The organism is Pantanalinema rosaneae CENA516, assembly GCF_050753385.1.
Lineage (GTDB): Bacteria > Cyanobacteriota > Cyanobacteriia > Leptolyngbyales > Leptolyngbyaceae > Pantanalinema > Pantanalinema rosaneae.
The window spans coordinates 25313-42147 of the sequence record NZ_JBLZFZ010000010.1; the positions used below are offsets into that span (position 1 = coordinate 25313).

Below are 16835 nucleotides of genomic sequence, written 5' to 3' on the forward strand. Positions count from 1 at the left end.
GAGGAGATTTACCGCCGATATGCCAGCGCAAAGCGATCGATCCCGGCTAAATCTGAATGAATCTCAATTCCGGTATAGTTCCCCTGCGATCGCAGCAGTTGGGTGACCGCGTCCGCCTGCCCTGCCATCATCTCCACTAACCAAATGCCCCCAGGCTGCAAGTAAACTGGTGCGACATTGACTAAATGGCGAATGCAATCCAAACCATCGATGCCACCATCCAGGGCTAAATGGGGTTCATGGCGGGTAACTTCCGGCTGTAATTCTAATACCATCTGGCTGGGAATGTAGGGCGGATTGGAAACAAGTCCCCGTAACTGTCCCTTGAGGTGAGCCAGGGGGGCTAGCCAGTCACCCTGATAGAAGTGAATCCGATCGCTTAACCCATAGTTCCGAGCATTGGTTTGGGCGATCGCTAATGCCGCCTGACTCCGATCCACCGCATGAATGGTTGCTAGCGGCAACGCATCGGCTAGTCCCAGGGCGATCGCACCACTGCCTGTACCTAAATCAGCCCAATGTTCTGCGCCGGTGGCTTCCTGATCCAATGTCGCGCGATTCCTGGCAGCGACCACCAGATCAATCAAACCCTCGGTTTCGGGTCGGGGAATCAGCACCGCCGGGGACACCTGAAGCCAGAACTGCCGCCAGGCAGCCCTGCCAATTAAATACTGCACCGGCACTCTTGCCTGAATTCGCTGCTGCCAGAGAGACACTAAATCCACAAATGGCAGCTTGAGCGGAATTGCCGCTTGGTGTTTAAACGAATCTAATCGAAGCGATAACCGATCGAGGTCAGAAACGCTCTGAAGTAACCAGTCTACTTCGGCTGTAGAAATATTAGCGGCGATCGCCTGCTGGTATGCCTGCGATCGCCACTGCCAAAGGTCAATTCCGGCAACGGAATTCACTTACCGCTTCGGTGCTTGTTGTTGAGCGGGTTGTGGTCTAGCCTGACCGGGTTGGTTGCCCATCATCGATCGCACAAATTCGATCGATTCCTGGGGCGGAATCAGGACAATTTGGTCGAGTTGAGGATCGTTCTTCGTCTTCAGAACTTCCATCAATCCTTCCAGATTTAACACCTGAATTTCCAGAGAGTTCGCCAAATTCGGCTGTTGTTGTTTGAACCGATCCAGCAATGACTGAAGTTCCTCCTTCTTGAAGAACATCGGAATCACAGACTGATTACCCTGTTGAATCGTTAAGTAGCCTTTCTCGGCTCCCCCGCGAGCCACAAACAAGGGAGTGCCGTTAAACTGCTGAACCTGCTGACCACTTTGCTTGAGTAGCGCTACAGCGGAATTGACCTGCTGCTGGGAAGGCACATAGGCAAAGTCTAAGCCTTGCGGTTTACCTTGGTTGTCCTGATCCAGCTTATAGACTTCTGCGAGGGAAACGGGTACGACTTTGACCCCTTTGGCTAACTCAGGATTTTTGGTCTTTAAGCCATCCAAAAAGGCTTGAGCATCTTTCTGACTGATGAACACTCCAGCCACAGACTGTCCATTCTGACCATTGGGTGCAGCAACTAGCGGTGCTCCCTGGGGATTGGCGATCGTGAACACAGGCACAGGTCCCAGTTTTTTCATAATCTGTTCCTGAGTTAACGCCAGCACCTGGGTCGCGCCGAACCATAGCGAACCAATGACGGCACTGCCGACCAAACTAGCGGTTGCACCCAAGCGAATGAGTGATTTCATGACTGCTCCTGACAATAAAGCTGCAAAGAATTAAATGCGATCGAAACCTGAAGCTATAGGGGATGGTAATTCTAAACTAGATTGAGGGGAATCAACTCGGATTGAGTAAAGATACTTACCCATTCTGAGGCATTCCTAGCGACTTGTAAATTCATCGCCAGATTATACCGAACCGTGGCAAAACATGCACCTCTTGAACAAATGTGTCGTGAAACTCATCAGGTATTCAGATAGGCTGACTAGTCTGTCACCAGAAAGTTCCGGTTATCCTATAAATCCTTGAGTTCCTCGTGATCAATCACCACAGTTAACAGCAGATTGAGGAGGTTTGCGTGTCATCCTCCCGATCGGTATCCCTGATTCCACCTCCAGATTAAACGATGACAAGACAAAAATGGGACTGGCAGAGATGGAGACGGCAATTTCACTGTCAGATAGGCTCTGGGCATAGACGATTTCCCGTTTGGAAGTTATGTCGCCAGAACTGGAAATTACTGCTTGGAGTCGTGTTGACGTTGATGACGATCGTGGCCTGCCAAGCAATTCAACTGCCCACTGCCCTAAAAATCGGGACGCTGCTGCCCTTGACTGGCGATTTGGCACAATATGGGGCTTCCATGCAGAACAGTGCCCGTTTACTCGTCGATACCGTAAATGGCTGTGGGGGAGTGTTAGGGCAACCTGTCACCCTCTTCGCCGCCGATGACCAGACCGAACCCAGTATGGGGGTCACTGCCATGACCAAACTAACAGAGGTCGATCGCGTAGCTGGAGTGGTGGGGGCGGCTTCCAGTGCGGTCAGTAGTGCGGCGGTCAATATCGCGGTACGCAATCAAACGATTTTAATTTCTCCGGCTAGCACCAGTCCGGTGTTTAGCGATCGCGCCCGGAACGGGGAATTTCAGGGCTTCTGGTTCCGTACTGCTCCACCGGATACCTTTCAAGGTCAAGCCCTCGCTAAACTGGCGATCTCGCAGGGATTTAAAACCATCGCGATTCTGGCAATCAATAATGACTATGGCAATGGCTTGATCAACGCCTTTATTCCCGCCTTCACAGAAATGGGTGGACAGGTGGTGAATCAAGCTAACCCCATCCGTTACCCGGCGGATGCCGCATCGTTTGATTCGGAGGTGAAAGCCGCGTTTAGCCAGTCCCCGGATGCCGTGTTACTGATTGCTTACCCTGAAACGGGTAGTTTAATTCTCAAAACCGCCTATGAACAAGGGCTGCTAACGAGTACCACCAAAATTATGGCAACCGATGGCATGAAGGAAACCAATATTGCCACGACGATCGGCAAAAATGCGACTGGAGTTTACATTGCCACAGGGATGATCGGTACAGCCGCCAGTGCGGGCGGTCAAGGATTGGCTGACTTTCAACAGCGGTTTATCACCCAATATCGCCAACCACCCAAAATTTATGATGCCAATACCTGGGATGCCGCCGCCTTACTCGTCCTCGCCGCAGAAGCCGCCAAAACCCTAACGGGTGAGCAGATGAAGCCATGGATGCGCGAGGTGGCTAATCCGCCTGGAACTGAGGTGACAGATGTGTGCCAGGCCTTATCCCTGATTCGTGCGGGTCAGCCGATTAACTATCAAGGAGCCAGTGGCAGCGTGGATCTCAATGATCTGGGGGATGTCACAGGCAGCTACGATATTTGGACGATCGCCCCTGATGGCAAATTACAGGTGATTGGCACGATCGCGGTCAGCTAAACTCACCCTATTTATGGGTGACTGGTCAGAATCCAGCGAATTTTTTCTGCCACTAATTCCGGTTGTTCTAGCATCGCTAAATGACCACAATCCGGAATTTCAAACACATTATCCCCACAGTCACAAAATAACGGATGAAAGCTAGCCAAATGCCGGACATATTTCGGCTCCATCATCCGATCCTGTGCCCCAGCCAGAAAGTAAACAGGTTGGGACAACCGCGCCACAATTTGGGGCAACCGATGGACTTCTGCCTCTGTGGTTGAGTCTAACAAGCTCCCCACAACGGCTTCCGCATCCGCCATGACAAAGTCAATCAGCCGTTGCTGTCCCCAATGGCGATCGAGTTTTTGCACTACGTTAGCGCGGGCAAACAGCAGATCGATTAACGGTAGCCACGGCAACCACCGGGGACGAAACTTAGCTAACTGCTGACCTGCTGCCCGAAACCGTTCAAATTCCTCTTTAAGGTAAATTCCGCCACCGGCATTGATACAAATTACCCCTTTGACCAGATGTGGTAACTGATCCGCTGCCCACAGAGCAATACTGCCACCCAACGAATGACCAATCAACCAAACGTTAGTAATATCAAGCTGCTTCAAAAGGATTGCCAAATCCTTAGCATAGTCCAGCAGGCTATATCCCGTACATGATCGCTCCGGTGTAGCCGCGATCGCAGGCAATTGTGATCCACCAAAGCCGCGCAAATCATAGGACAAACATTGGTAATCGGTTGACAACTGCTCAATCAACGGTTGCCAATAACTCCGGCTCAGGAGCCAACCATGAATAAACACCAGAGCATCGGTAGAACCCGGCACCCGTGTCAGGTCGTAAGCGTGTGGAATACCCAGTACATTAATCATCGGCATACTTACTATCCTAGTCTGCCAGGGTATCCCGCTAAAACCTCCGTCCCAGTAATCGTTGCTTCACACTTTCCGCAATCTTCTGCCCCAGATAATCAGGAATTAAACTCTCATTTGGCCCTAAAAGATACAGGATCAATCGGGTCCGCCCACGCCATACCAGTAGATTGGCATTCACGACCAATAAATCCTCTTGCCAAATCGCGTACATCACCTTGTAAAACAGCCCCGGTTGGTTATCTGCCTCAATTAGCAGAGCCGGTAAGTGGAACACTGGATCTACATAAAACTCCGTTTCTACCTGCTCCAGTCCGGCATCCAGGTTAAACTCAACTGCCAGCATCTCCTCCACTTCAAACCGTCCGGCCAGTGCTTCTCGAATCGCTCGACAAACGTTTTCAGCCGTCTTTTCCGTGAGAGCTTTGCCACTCCGGGACACAATTAGCTTGATAAACACCAGCATCGGTGGATAAATCTGACCATACAGGCTCAAACTATGAATGGTCAGACCATAGGCCGCTAGGACCCCAAAAATGTCACTTAACAGAAATGACTGGTTGCGATAGGCAAAGTGAAGCGCACTTTTGCTACCCTCTGGCTTTAGCTCAATCACTGCCTGTTTAGTTTTATAGAGGTGATAAGCTAACCGGAGATTTTGCAGTTGGATCTCACTACTAACAAATTGCTCATAAAACTGGGGAAACGCTCGGTTGAAGCGCTTTAGCAGTTCTAGTGTGGATGACTTTAAGCCCAAAGCCATAATTTTGGGTCAACTGAATTGATTTAGGTTAAAGCATATCTGGAATGGAGCGATCGCCCAACAAAAATCCGCTGACTTTCGCTGGCGCTCTCTATATTGATGCAGTTCTACCATGCCAATCTCTGTTCCACCGGAAAATTAGTGATCTCGCTATAACGGCAGATCCCAACCGGGAAGCCAGCTATTTGCCCGTTGAGGAGGTTAAACTGTACCAAAATATCCATCCAAAAGGTTGACTTGCCATCGAAGAACGATGCAGAAGGGGTACGGGCGATATACTATCTAGTACTGTGATCTAACTTCTACTACCTTAACCACGCTTGCATGGGTTTTTGGAAAAGCCTGTTCAGTAGCTCCGATGCTCCCCCCACACCTGGGACAATGCCATCCGAGAAGATTGTTGCCGAGGGTTTCAGTGATCGTGGCTCTCGCATTTTTTTCAGTACCGAACGAGATATCGATTTGTACGAATTAGAGGAACTGTGTGATGCCGTTGGCTGGTCACGGCGACCTTTGCGAAAGGTCAAAAAGGCAATTCAGTACAGTTTTCTGGTTGTCTCAATGTGGGAACAACGGGGTACCCAACGTCGATTAATTGGCTTCTCGCGGGCAACCTCGGATCATGCCTTTAATGCCACGATTTGGGATGTCGTTGTTCATCCAGACTTCCAGGGTCGGGGGCTGGGCAAAGCATTGATGAAACACATGATTAAGAAGCTACGGAGCGAAGATATTAGTAATATCACGTTATTTGCCGATCCTCATGTCGTCGATTTCTACCGCCACCTGGGCTTCATGTCTGATCCAGAGGGGATCAAAGGCATGTTCTGGTATCCAGACTAGCTCACTTTAGAGTTATACCCAGATTCGATCCAGCCGATCGCCCTTCTCTTGATTGTGCCAAGTTATTGCCATCGATCGCTGCCATAAATTTAAGTTTGGGATTTTTTGCCCAGCGATCGCAGAGTCAGGTTATACTAGGGGGAAGCACAGCCACCGGGATGTAGCGCAGCTTGGTAGCGCGCCTGCTTTGGGAGCAGGATGCCGCAGGTTCAAATCCTGTCATCCCGATTTTTTCCTGTATAGGATGCTAAACTGCCCCATAGAAAGCAGTTTGAGTTACAGTGGGGGTTGCCTGGTTGGTCAGCCACGCCCACATTTGATCCCCATAGGAAAAATGCCACCATTCATTGGGATGTTGCGTAAATCCCGCCCTGAGTAAGCAGTGAGCCAATAATTGGCGGTGCTGATGAAACCGTTGTGCCTGAAGATCTGCACTGGTGGCAAAGTGATCCGGGTAGGAGCGGGGCGATAACTCATCGATCGGCGATCCCATATCAATCCCCTGTTCCTGGGCATCCACTAAGGTCAGATCAACCGCCGCTCCGGTACTATGGGGCGGTGGAGTGGCGGGATCGGGACTGGGGACTGCCCAAAATTCATAGACCTGAGCTAAGGTTTTTTCTCGTTGCTCTGCCGTCAAAGCGGTTGGAGTCAGCCCCTGCGATCGCACTGCCTGTTCAAAGGTGTAATCCACCATAAACTGCTGCACTGCGATCGGGCGATAGGCATCAAAAATCTGAATTCGCCAATCCGGTTGCTGCTGCTGTAAATACCGCTGAGCCAGGAGTAATCGTTCACAAACGCCCTGCCGCACATAAAAGGGCGATCGCTTGCCATAGGGAGCCCCTAACTGAGCATAGGGATGCGGCTGCACCAGAGAAAATGCAGTGGGAATTGGCACCAGGGGTTCCCCACATTCCGCGATCGTTATTTGCTGGTAAGGCTTCACAGGTTGTGTGCCATCCTTACAACTCGGGATGGTGATGGGGATCTGACTGCCCCACTGGCGGCACTGGATCATATCCACCGGGATGGAACGGATGACACCGCGCAATTCGACAAATCGCTAACCAGGTTCCTCGTAGGGCACCAAATCGAGCGATCGCCTCGATCGCATACTGAGAACAGGTCGGCTGATAACGACAGGTAGGTGGAAATAAGGGAGAGATCAGCACCCGATAGCCACGAATCAGAACAATCAAAATGGATTTCATGCCTATATTCTACAAACTGCCCTGTCGCAGATTCCAGCGGACACCAATTATCCCCCCAGGAAGGCACCAACCATCGCTTGACGAAGCCGCCGCATTGCCCGTCCCCGCAGCTCGGTAAATTGCCAATTTCCACTCAGGAGTTGCGTCGCCAGGTATGTTGCTTTTTCCTGCTTGATCCCATAGCGGTAGAGCAGCCCTGGAAACTGATAAAATACCTGGGCTAAAATCCATGCGGCATCAAAGTTAGCGGCAAATTCGGCATGAATGCGATCGCTGTAGGTTTGCGTAGCGCCATTTACCACAGAGTCTGCGGCAATCATGCCACTTTTGACGGCATGTAAAATGCCATCTCCAAAGAAGGGATTGATTAACCCTGCCGCATCACCAGCCAGCAGCACCCGCCCATCTGGAGTATGTAAGGGTTCCCGCCCATTCCAAATTGGCAGCGGATGAGCATGAAATTGCAGGCGATCGAGATTGTAGGGTAACTGAAACAAATCCAGATAGCCCAAAATAGCCTGCTGTAACTCTGTTCGCACCTGACGATCGTGACGGACATCGATCTGCCCAGGCGGAAATAACCCAGCACCAATATTCAGATGCGCCGCTTTAGGAAAAATCCAGGCATAGCCCCGCTCAACAGCACCATATTCCAGGTGAGCAATCGTCGGGTTCAGATCCGGATGATCCGTCCACTCGTAGGGATACTCAATCTCCATTGCCAGAGCGATCGCTCGTTTCCGGCGTAACCCAGACGCTTTCGCCGTGACTCCATTGGCTCCATCTGCCCCAATCACATAGGGAGCCGTCGCCACAAACTCCGCTTTGGGTGTTAAGGCACCATCGGTTTTCAGGGCTTGAGCCCGCACAACCACCTGCTGCGGTTCTACCTGCACCGATCGCACCGCTAATCCATCCCATAACTCAGCGCCTGCCCGTACCGCCTGCTGAGCTAGAGCATGATCAAACACGGACCGTTGCACCATCCACAGCGACAATGACTGATCGGTGCTGGAGGGATTAATCTTGCCTAAATAAGGATCGGCAAAATTCCAGGTGTGCCGCATATACAGCACATCCGACTCAACGAACGCCTCCGGTGCCAGGTCATGCAGAAAGCGTTGCATCACCATTGGCGTACCCCCACCACAGGTTTTATGCCGTGGTAGCGGATATTTCTCTAACAGCGCTACTTTGAGTCCTGCCCGAGCAGCTGTAGTCGCCGCGATCGCCCCCGCCGGACCAGCCCCACAGACAATCAGATCGTAATTCAATCGTTCTATCCCCAGTCGTGGATTAATCGATCAGGTCGGGTCGGCACTCAATGGGGCTGAAGTCACTGTCCGAGCATCGGAACCACTCCCAAACGTCATCTCTTCCACCGCACCGGGAACCCCCATTGGTTTAGGGCTATTCTCGTTCAGGGTAACGATTACACCACCCGCATTCCCAGCCCGCACCGTCAGTTCCTGGTTAGCTGACCAGATGCGTTGGGAGCCCTGGGGTAACACGCCCTCAAACTCCATCTTACCGTCAGCCACCACCCGAATCCAGGATTGATCCGTTAAGGTCAACCCGACCCGAATGGGCTTATCAGATTCCTTCAGAGCCGAAGCAATCTGTGGTGATTGGCTCACAGCCGCTGCCCCGGACGGGACACTGGCAGGAGTTCCGGCTTTGGGGACAACGATCGCGGGATTGGGAGCCGAGGGAGGATTGAGATTTTGAGACAAATTGTACTGAACTGGCTGAGGCGTGGAGCGATTCAGTAAATACGACAAGCCACTCACAGCCCCAATGACTAATGCCATATAAATCAAGTAGAGATGCAAAGGACGCAACTGCGCCCCTACCGCTCCTCGCCAGGAATGTCTGACAACTCGGTGAGTTGCCTGGGTAGGAAAGGCACTGGCAAACTCTAGCCCATCCATCCCGATCGCGTCTGCATACCGCCGGATAAACCCCTGGATATAAACCGGTTCCGGTAAGCGCGATAAATCCCCTTCTTCGATCGCGGTTAAAAGGCGAACGGGAATCATCGTCGCACCAGCCACATACTCCAGGGATAGCTCCTGTTTTTGGCGGAACTGACGCAGGCGCTCTCCTAATTCGGTTAACGTTTCTACCTGTCCAATGTTCATCTGGAGAACCTGATTTTTCATCGGCTATACTCCTTTTCCGCCAACTCCCTATCCGATGTTAAGCTAATTTGACTATTGAGGGAATGGATCTCGTCATCTGTTAGGAAACGATAGTGACCCAGGGGTAACCCTCCCTGGTTAGAATTTTGCAGTTGTAGCGTTCCGATCGCAGTACGATGCAGTTGTAAGACAGGATGCCCTAGTTGTTCAGCCACCCGACGAATCTGCCGATTGCGTCCTTCCCGCAGCCCAATTTCTAACAGCGTCTTCTGCTCGGGATGTCGTTTTCGTACCGTCACCGTCGCAGGCAAGGTAAGCTGTCCAGCTAATCGGACTCCCTGTTGCCATTGTCGCACTGTACTTGCAGAGGGATACCCCTTCACCCAAACTTGATAGGTTTTGGGAATGTGGTGGCGGGGATGGGTCAGATAAAACGTTAAATTCCCATCATTCGTTAACAGGAGGGCACCACTGGAGTCTATATCCAACCGTCCCACGGGATGGAGTCCCTGTCCCTGACGTAATTCGGGTGGTAATAAAGCCAATACGGTTTTTCGCCCCTGGGGATCATGGCAAGTGGAAACATACCCGATGGGTTTATTCAGTAATAGATAAAGTAATTTCGGCGGGCAGACAGGGTTCACTACCACACCATCTACCGTGATCCGATCCTGTTCCGGTTGCACTTTTTGCCCTAGTTGGGCGATCGTCCCATTCACCTGTACCCGCCCCTGTTTTACGAGTTCTTCCACTCGTCGCCGCGAGGCAACACCCCATTGAGATAACACCTTCTGTAGTCGCTCAGTCACCCGATCGCTCCTTGCTCCCCACTTCTGATCATAGAACTTCTGAGGTGGGTTGCCAGGGTAAAACTACCTGTAACCAGGCTCCGCCAGTTTCGGGATGATTGTTTGCCTTCACTGTTCCCCCGTGGGCTTCCACAATCTGTTGCACGATCGACAGACCTAAACCACTACCACTCCCGGAATACAGCGATGCCCCATCCTGGGCAGAGTCCAATGCCGGAGCAGGATAACTACTGCCCAGATTGCCGCCCAAGGAAACAGATTCCATCCGAGACCCCGATCGCTCAGGTACAGAACGGGCTCGGGAAGGATCAACCCGATAAAATCGATCGAAGATATGAGGTAAAGCAGTTTCTGGGAACCCACAGCCAGCATCGATCACGTCAAGACAAACTTGGGATTTCGCCGGTAGCGACTCATTAGGTTGTGGGGTAAGCTGTACCCGAATGGACTGGTGGGGGGGACTGTATTTAATGCTGTTGTCGAGAAGATTTAATAGCACCCGATGTACCCCGGCTTCATTAACTTGAATTAATAGCTGCTCCGGTCCGACATAGTCTAATTGCAGCGCTTTTTTACGAGCTAACGGCTCCAGGCTCAGCCAGGTCGATTGAATCAACTTCGTGAGATCAACCGATGTCAGGCTTAATTGATGCAGAGATTGTGCCTCTAACTGACTCAAATCCAGTAAATCTTGCACCAGACTACTCAAGCGAATGGTTTCTTTCAGCAAGCGATCGACCCAGTCCCGCAGGGGGGGTTCCAATCGTGCTTGCAATGTTTCAGCCACTAACCGAATCGAGGTTAAGGGCGTTTTTAATTCGTGGGCAGCATCCGAAATCCAGCGATCGCGCTGCTGAATCAGTAATACGGTCTCTTCCCGACTCTCCAGAAACACTCCCACACACCCGCCTGCCATTGGCAATCCATACCCTCGCAAGGGAGATGATTGCTGCTGCGATAACCGGGAAGGATCAGAGTAGGTTGGGTAAAAAGTCCAGTCCCGTTGGCAAGGCTGCCTCGCCTGACGAGTCTGTTCAATTAACTCATCCAGTTCATAAGAACGCACCACTTCTAGCAATAATCGTGGCTTACTCAACTGAAGTTGTGGCATACTCAGCAACTGGCAGGCTTTGGCATTACACCATAACAATTGGTTATCTTCATCCACTTGCAAAAAGCCCACCGGAGCAAGCTGGATCATTTGCTTCCAGGTTTGTAATTCCTGTTCTAACCCTTGCCCAGTTTGTTGATAGGCGGCGATCGCCCGGGTCAATCTAGACGTTTCAGGCAGCGATGATTCTAGGACATCTGCCCGCATTTGTTGGATCAGTTGTTTCAGTCTCACCTTCTGTTGGACATGCCACCAACCCAAAAGCCCTAGACCGATCGACAAGCCCAAGAGAAATCCCAACAGATCCACAGGTTTTAGTGATTACGATGGGTTACGAACAGCAACTTTTGGACAACAATTGCCACTCTAGGACTATTTTAGGCGGAGTATCCTTTGAACGCCAGAATTCCTCGCAACCAGACAAAAGCACCTGATGGCTCTTAGTGATCGTTATCGCTTTACGGCTCGTATCAGGATTTAGCCAAATCGATAGCCAAATCCCCGCACTGTGACTAAATATTCTGGGTTGCTGGGATCGAGTTCGAGTTTTTCCCGCAGCCAGCGAATGTGAACATCCACAGTTTTACTATCCCCAATAAAGTCCGGTCCCCAGATCCGCTCTAACAACTGATCCCGCGACCAAACTCGGCGGGGATAGCTCATAAACAGTTCCAGAATTTTGAACTCTTTCGGAGAGAAATTCACCTCTTCTCCTCGCACAGTCACGCGACATTCTTGAGGATATAGCACAATCTCTTGAAACTTGAGCGAAGGTTGCTCCGGCTGAATTTGAAAATGGTGGTGACGACGCAACAAAGCTCGACAACGGGCAACCAACTCCCGCATACCAAAGGGCTTCGTCAAATAGTCATCTGCCCCGACTTCTAAACCAACGACTCGATCGGTTTCACTGCCTTTAGCACTTAACATCAAAATAGGAACATTATTGCCCTCGCGCCGAATCAATCGGCATAAATCTAGCCCATTAATGTAGGGCAACATCAAGTCTAGAATGATTAAATCAAAACCCCACTCCAGGCATAAATGAGTGCTTGTAGTGGAAGAAACACTGCTCCTAGAAGGATTAGTTTCAATGGGACGGTGCAAGAGATCTAACGCCGTTCGACCATCCTCTGCCGTTAATACTTCATATCCTTCTTCGGCTAGTGCTAATGCGATCGTATCGCGGATCAATTCTTCGTCTTCGACAACCAAAATACAGCCCATTCTCAGACCGCGTTGAGGGTTGAGAGGTTCTGACGGCAGCGCAAGCGGCATAACTTAAGCTGGCTCCTATTTACCAGAGGAATTCTACCATCAAAGCAGCTTTAGTATAATTCGATACTACTAATTCACAAATTCTGATATTAGGTCATTGTTAACTTAAGTGTAACTCTAATCCCCAACGCTTAATCTTGTCTCTAGATCCCATTAGAGTGAGCAAATCGCCTGAGCTCAAAATCTAGAAAATATCGATTCAGGTAAGGTTACTCAACATTCACCTAAGTATCTATATTACGGAAACCCAAGCAACGCTACCGCTTTATGGAAATGAAATCTTTCTTAAATTACCGCCCAGGCTTCTACCAGCGCTACTAGTAGTCAACGGCATACAAGCATTCCAATTGCCAGATCTGAGTATCTAGTTGCTTTAGCCACTGAAAACCGCTCAAATCTTATTGCAGCATCCAATCCTGAATCCACCACTGACCATCTTTAAACACCAGATTATATTGAACGCGTAAATTATCTGTTTCGGGAGCCGCCTCCGCCTGCCCATCGCGATAAGGCTCCAATGTTTCAGACACCTCAGCAATCACCGTCGCCTGAGTCGGATTGGCAGCAGTTGAACTGGGACTGGTTGTGGGAGCAGGACTTGCCTCACCCGCCAAGATTGGAGTTGGGCTGGGCAACCCCGCATCCGATGTCACGGGCGGTGAACTCAACTGATTCGGCTCCCCGGTTGCCGTCTCGGGAGTGGTTGCACTCAAATTAACCGATTCCACCTTAACGGCATGAGTATATTTCACGTAGGAGTTATTCTGCTTTTCACGCTCCGCTCGACTACGCCACTCCGACAGTTTCGGCTCCAACAAGATCCGGTCTAACTGGTCAATCTCATGGGTTGACCCCATTGCCTTGGCTTTCGCTGCCAACCAAGATTCAATCACTTGCTGAGCGGCAGCCTGATCAAACTTGGCTGGATCAGCCGTCTCCACTAAGGCTTCCGGTGGTAACTCCACCAATGGTTGATCTAACCGCACCAATGGTTGATCATCCGTACCAGAGTTCGTTTGTCCGATCGGAGCTTGCCCCGATCGCAATGCCCAAACTCCTAGAAAGCCTAAAATCGCAATACCTAATAACACTAATCCCGGCAACAGCCAGCGTGAGGGCCGAGCGGAACGAGGTCTAGCTGGACGATCTCCCCCCAAGGGCGGCGCAGGAGGCTTCACTCGTCGTTGACCAGAGTCGGTCGGTGGACGTTCTCCCCGCGATCGCACCCGATCGGGAACCGCCCGAGCCGCTACTTCCACCTCGGGTTCCGCCACAGGATGGGATACCCGTTCCGCTTCTGGCATCGCTGTCGTACTATTCACCGAACGATTCCCTGCCCCGAGCGTCACCGTTGCCGCTTGTGCCGCAATCTGGTTGCGGGCAACCTCTAATAATGGATCTTCCTTCGCCTCTGGATCTCGGTTCAGATAGCGTCCTGAGCCTGCCGCCAACATCGGTTCTGGTTGAGCCCCATTCGTATTCGAGCGCAGCGCCACTGGGGTATTAGTCGGAGTCGTCGATCGGAGCGTCGCTGTTGATGGCGAGATGGGCTGAGAGCGCACTGGCGGCAGAGCCTGGTCAATCTCCGCTTCGCTGGGTAAATCTTCTAAGTAAGCCTGAACCTGTAGATCCGCAAAGTAATCTTTCAAAGAAACCGTTCGAGCCACCAAATCCCGAAAGTGTGGAAAGACCTCATCCTGTAACCATCGCTCGGTATAGAGACATAGCCCTGGCAGCAAATCCGGCGCTCCCTGAGAATGCTCCCGAATAAACGCGATCGGTTCCCGTTCCTGACTTAACTCTAGCGCCTGACTGGCTTCCTCCGTTTGTCCCAGCAGCAGCGCACAAACCGCCTTCTCTAAATAGACATCCTGACGACCGCTTAGCCGGGCTAATAGCCGCTTGGCGCGATAAATCAATTCCGCCTGACGATCGGCAAATCCGCGTGATAGCAAGGCATACACTGCCAGATAGGTAGCCACGGCAGATGGACGGCTCGCCTCTTGTTCAAATAAGGTTTGCTGCTCTTCAGCGGTCAAATAACTCCGCAATTGTTGAATGAACCGCAAAAAGTCATCAATATTTAAGCCAGATTGATCGTCCGCCGCTCCATCAATGCCACCCCGATCGTTCAAAATATCTTGCAGCAATTGGATGCCCTGTTGCCGCTCTGCAGCTCTATCCTCTGGCACCGCTAATAATTCTAAAACTCGGTACGGACGCAACTTATAGAGGTCAGACTGGATTTCGCCCCGCACTCCCACAAACAGCCCCTCCCGCATCAACAACTGCTGCCCTGTCTCTAAGGCTTCTGCGGCATTCTCGTACTGTCCTTGTTGCCACTGTTCTCGCCCCAACTCCAAACAGGCAAGGGCAACCGTTAATACAATGTCAGAAAAGACGATCGCCGGATCACCGTATTGTCCCCCCTTTAAACTGGCACTGCCGCCGGATAAAAACGGTCGTCCCAGTTTCAAAACCAGTTCATACTCGCCCAATTCTTGCAGAACTAACAGAGCACCAATCAATTCCTGATCGTCAATCTCAATGCTAGGGGCGTGGGGATCAAGGTCAGGATCGTCGGCATAGGACGTGGCTCCCGTTCCGGGTAAGGTTGATTCTGACTCTGAAGCCAGATCATAGGTTTTCGCTAAAAAGTTAGCATCATAAAGCTGGCGTTGTTCTGGATTGGACAACAACACATACGCTTTATCTAAAAGCTGCTTACGCGCCGCGATCGCCGCATCGGAATACTCGCGTCGGGGCAATTGCAGGGTACGATCGCGGTGCGCCTGCTTCAGTTGTTCAGTGGTCGCCTGAATTGGCAAACCCAGAATCCGATAATAGTCAAGCGGAATACGCACGGTACACTTCCCCAACGGTAAGGAGTAAGGTTAAGCTATGGTATCGGATCTTGGCAGTTCTGTAACGTGCCCAGATCATACCGCTTACATAACAAAGTGGCAGTTTACACCCAGGATAAGCAAAATCCCCCGGTCAGCAACATAAATTCTAGAAAATTTGAGAAGTCTGAGGTCAGGACAGGTCAATGGTTCAAGACAGAACAGTTCCGGTATTTCCGGCAACCCAAGCCAACATCAGCCGAGACGAAGGATTGATGCTGTATGAAGATATGGTACTCGGGCGCTCCTTTGAGGACAAGTGCGCCGAAATGTACTATCGCGGCAAAATGTTTGGTTTCGTTCACCTGTATAACGGACAGGAAGCTGTTTCCACAGGTGTGATTAAAGCCATGCGACCCGGTGAAGACTACGTTTGCAGTACCTACCGTGATCACGTTCATGCCTTGAGTGCTGGAGTGTCCGCCCACAGCGTCATGGCGGAGTTATTTGGCAAAGCCACGGGATGTAGTAAAGGACGTGGCGGTTCGATGCACCTATTTTCAGCCGAACATCGTCTACTCGGCGGCTATGCCTTTATTGGAGAAGGAATTCCGGTCGCCACAGGAGCCGCATTCCAAAGCAAATACCGCCGGGAAGTGATGAATGATCCCACGGCAGATCAGGTAACGGCGGCATTCTTTGGTGATGGCACCACCAACAACGGACAATTTTTTGAGTGCCTGAATATGGCAGCACTATGGAAGCTACCCATTCTATTTGTGGTGGAAAATAACAAATGGGCGATCGGGATGGCGCATGAACGAGCCACCTCCCAACCCGAAATCTATCGCAAAGCCGCTGGATTTGGCATGGTCGGGGTCGAAGTTGATGGGATGGATGTGCTGGCAGTGCGAGCCGTTGCCCAAGAGGCGGTTGCGCGGGCGCGGGCAGGGGAAGGCCCAACGTTGATTGAATGCTTAACCTATCGCTTTCGGGGTCACTCTCTGGCAGATCCAGACGAACTGCGGTCTAAAGCGGAAAAAGAAGCCTGGTTAGCCCGTGATCCAATCAAAAAGTTAGCCGCCTATTTGATCGAGCAAAATTTGGTCAATCAGCAAGAACTGAAAGAGATCGACAAAAAGATTCAGGCAAACATCGAAGATGCCGTTAAATTTGCGCTCGAAAGTCCTGAACCCGATCCCAACGAACTCTACCGCTATGTGTTTGCCGAAGACTAAACTCACATCTTCAGCAACCTGCCGTTTTTAGGGAAACTTTTGCCGCCCTAAAACAGTCTGATCTACGGTGAGACAAACCATGATTGCTCATAGTGTATAGAGAAAGATATGGTCAGCTCTCACCGTTTAATTGTTCGATCGCGCCAAGCTCTCAACCCGGTTGTCGATCACAGCCATTGCGATCGAGTCTGCGACTCAGTGTGTTAATATTTATTAACATCAAGTTCAATTCTGCTTTAGCAAGGCTCATACTCTCTTGCTTAACCATCACTCGATTAGTTCAACTCGCTCAACTGGAT

Annotated in this window: 15 protein-coding genes and 1 tRNA gene; 4 read left to right on the forward strand and 12 right to left on the reverse strand. The window is 51.0% G+C overall.

From position 1 onward, the window contains the following. Positions 1 to 8: 8 nt before the first annotated feature. Both prmC and ACN4EK_RS07615 read right to left on the reverse strand, forming a co-directional pair. Positions 9 to 911 (reverse strand): peptide chain release factor N(5)-glutamine methyltransferase, encoded by a 903-nt coding sequence (prmC, locus tag ACN4EK_RS07610; protein ID WP_431657211.1) that lies wholly within the window; start codon positions 909 to 911, stop codon positions 9 to 11. Then, positions 912 to 1718 carry a Tic22 family protein gene (locus ACN4EK_RS07615; protein WP_431657213.1) on the reverse strand — a complete coding sequence of 269 codons (807 nt, stop codon included), beginning with the start codon at positions 1716 to 1718 and terminating at the stop codon, positions 912 to 914. Positions 1719 to 2209: 491 nt separating this feature from the next. On the opposite strand from ACN4EK_RS07615, the gene ACN4EK_RS07620 reads away from it, so the two are divergent. Further along, positions 2210 to 3427, forward strand: a complete 1218-nt coding sequence (locus ACN4EK_RS07620) for an ABC transporter substrate-binding protein (RefSeq protein ID WP_431657214.1) — start codon at positions 2210 to 2212, stop codon at positions 3425 to 3427. Between the two features lie 11 nt (positions 3428 to 3438). On the opposite strand, the gene ACN4EK_RS07625 is transcribed toward ACN4EK_RS07620, so the two are convergent. Together ACN4EK_RS07625 and ACN4EK_RS07630 are read right to left on the reverse strand one after the other, a co-directional pair. Then, on the reverse strand, positions 3439 to 4302 hold the full coding sequence (locus ACN4EK_RS07625) for an alpha/beta fold hydrolase (protein WP_431657216.1): 864 nt from the start codon (positions 4300 to 4302) through the stop codon (positions 3439 to 3441). A 31-nt stretch (positions 4303 to 4333) separates the two neighbouring features. Further along, positions 4334 to 5059, reverse strand: coding sequence for an ACT domain-containing protein (locus ACN4EK_RS07630; RefSeq protein ID WP_431657217.1), 726 nt, complete (start codon positions 5057 to 5059; stop codon positions 4334 to 4336). Positions 5060 to 5440: 381 nt separating this feature from the next. Between ACN4EK_RS07630 and ACN4EK_RS07635 the strand changes: the two genes are divergently transcribed. Then, positions 5441 to 5902 carry a GNAT family N-acetyltransferase gene (locus ACN4EK_RS07635; RefSeq protein WP_431657218.1) on the forward strand — a complete coding sequence of 154 codons (462 nt, stop codon included), beginning with the start codon at positions 5441 to 5443 and terminating at the stop codon, positions 5900 to 5902. 154 nt (positions 5903 to 6056) lie between these two features. Continuing rightward, positions 6057 to 6130, forward strand: a tRNA-Pro gene (locus ACN4EK_RS07640). Between the two features lie 19 nt (positions 6131 to 6149). Here ACN4EK_RS07640 and ACN4EK_RS07645 read toward each other — a convergent pair. From ACN4EK_RS07645 to ACN4EK_RS07680, 8 genes are all read right to left on the reverse strand, one after another. Further along, a complete protein-coding gene (locus ACN4EK_RS07645; RefSeq protein ID WP_431657220.1) occupies positions 6150 to 6851 on the reverse strand; it encodes a M15 family metallopeptidase in 702 nt (233 codons plus the stop codon). A 16-nt stretch (positions 6852 to 6867) separates the two neighbouring features. After that, positions 6868 to 7116, reverse strand: coding sequence for a membrane protein insertion efficiency factor YidD (yidD, locus tag ACN4EK_RS07650; protein WP_431657221.1), 249 nt, complete (start codon positions 7114 to 7116; stop codon positions 6868 to 6870). Positions 7117 to 7163: 47 nt separating this feature from the next. Further along, complete coding sequence (locus ACN4EK_RS07655) at positions 7164 to 8390, reverse strand: NAD(P)/FAD-dependent oxidoreductase (RefSeq protein ID WP_431657223.1); 1227 nt, start codon at positions 8388 to 8390, stop codon at positions 7164 to 7166. A gap of 30 nt (positions 8391 to 8420) precedes the next feature. Next, positions 8421 to 9278 carry a helix-turn-helix domain-containing protein gene (locus tag ACN4EK_RS07660; RefSeq protein ID WP_431657224.1) on the reverse strand — a complete coding sequence of 286 codons (858 nt, stop codon included), beginning with the start codon at positions 9276 to 9278 and terminating at the stop codon, positions 8421 to 8423. Next, positions 9275 to 10066: a pseudouridine synthase gene (locus ACN4EK_RS07665; protein WP_431657225.1), complete on the reverse strand. Its 792-nt coding sequence runs from the start codon at positions 10064 to 10066 to the stop codon at positions 9275 to 9277. The genes ACN4EK_RS07660 and ACN4EK_RS07665 overlap by 4 nt, the downstream gene beginning before the upstream one ends. Positions 10067 to 10094: 28 nt before the next feature. Further along, on the reverse strand, positions 10095 to 11486 hold the full coding sequence (locus tag ACN4EK_RS07670; RefSeq protein WP_431657227.1) for an ATP-binding protein: 1392 nt from the start codon (positions 11484 to 11486) through the stop codon (positions 10095 to 10097). A 168-nt stretch (positions 11487 to 11654) separates the two neighbouring features. Then, a complete protein-coding gene (locus tag ACN4EK_RS07675) occupies positions 11655 to 12455 on the reverse strand; it encodes a response regulator transcription factor (protein ID WP_431657229.1) in 801 nt (266 codons plus the stop codon). Positions 12456 to 12853: 398 nt separating this feature from the next. Beyond that, positions 12854 to 15319 (reverse strand): IMS domain-containing protein, encoded by a 2466-nt coding sequence (locus ACN4EK_RS07680; RefSeq protein ID WP_431657230.1) that lies wholly within the window; start codon positions 15317 to 15319, stop codon positions 12854 to 12856. A gap of 185 nt (positions 15320 to 15504) precedes the next feature. On the opposite strand from ACN4EK_RS07680, the gene pdhA reads away from it, so the two are divergent. After that, complete coding sequence (pdhA, locus tag ACN4EK_RS07685) at positions 15505 to 16536, forward strand: pyruvate dehydrogenase (acetyl-transferring) E1 component subunit alpha (RefSeq protein WP_431657231.1); 1032 nt, start codon at positions 15505 to 15507, stop codon at positions 16534 to 16536. The last annotated feature ends 299 nt before the right edge of the window (positions 16537 to 16835 follow it).